Here is a 918-nt window from a genome sequence, read left to right as displayed (position 1 = left end):
ACGATCATCAGTGTCATCTGCTTCATCCACTTCCTCTGCCACTTCAACAGAAGTTGTTTTAGAAGCAACAGATGCTGCTTGTGGATCCAAGCTTAAAATCGGAGCGTTTTTTGGAAAACCAGTCCGATAATGCCGTGCAAGAGTAAGAGAGTTGTCGATTGTATATTTCGTGATACCTTTCACAAAACCTAAAGAATTTCCCTTTCTAAAATTCTCTTTATAAAACTTAAGCCTCTCAACATCTCCAATCAGAATAAGCGCAATAAAATGGCGTATTATAAGATCATATTCACTGTCTGGGGGAAAAGCCGCATAATCACAGATGATTTGATTCACATTTTGTCGATCAGCCCAGCACAAAATATCCGCACAGATCTGCTTCAGTTTACCTTCATCCAATTCAGTACTAGAAACTGCATAAACTTCTTCTGATTCTTTAAGAACTGTATATTGGGGAGTATTGATGAAAATAGATCGATAAGCTGTAGAAAAACCAAGTGTTGAAAGAGAAACCTTGAAGGTAACAAATGGTGTCTCTCCTTTTTTATCAAGGTCGTACACTATATTAATGATACGATCTTTCTTTATAAAATAAGCATTGCAATTGTAATTTTTATCACGATAAACTGTCCAGTCTATCCTTTTTAAGTCTTCAGAAACTGTATTAAGAAAAGACAAATCTTGTAAACTAAGACGATCATCTATGGCTTTTCGCTCATTAAGGATTTTCAGATATTCTTCAGCAAATTGAACAGCGTGATTAACATATTTTTCCACATCATCGTCATCCAAGATCTCAGAAATTGTACCTGCTTCTAAAAAACTTTGATAAGATTTCAGGACATCAATTTGACCTGTCAATGCTAAACAAGCCAAATGCCAGACTATACGTATATTGTAGCTATACTTTTGAACACG

The 918-nt window shown here is 35.5% G+C and carries 1 protein-coding gene; it reads right to left on the bottom strand.

The window, feature by feature from the left end; all coding sequences use genetic code 11:
- Positions 1 to 918, bottom strand: a 918-nt coding sequence (locus ACFILL_RS09365; protein WP_375643849.1) for a DUF6990 domain-containing protein, incomplete at both ends; no start/stop codon positions are given.

This window comes from Bartonella sp. AP20NXHL (assembly GCF_042196165.1).
In the GTDB taxonomy this organism is placed as follows: domain Bacteria; phylum Pseudomonadota; class Alphaproteobacteria; order Rhizobiales; family Rhizobiaceae; genus Bartonella.
The sequence above is the reverse complement of the archived record's forward strand: the minus strand, read 5'-3'. Positions and strand labels throughout refer to the sequence as shown.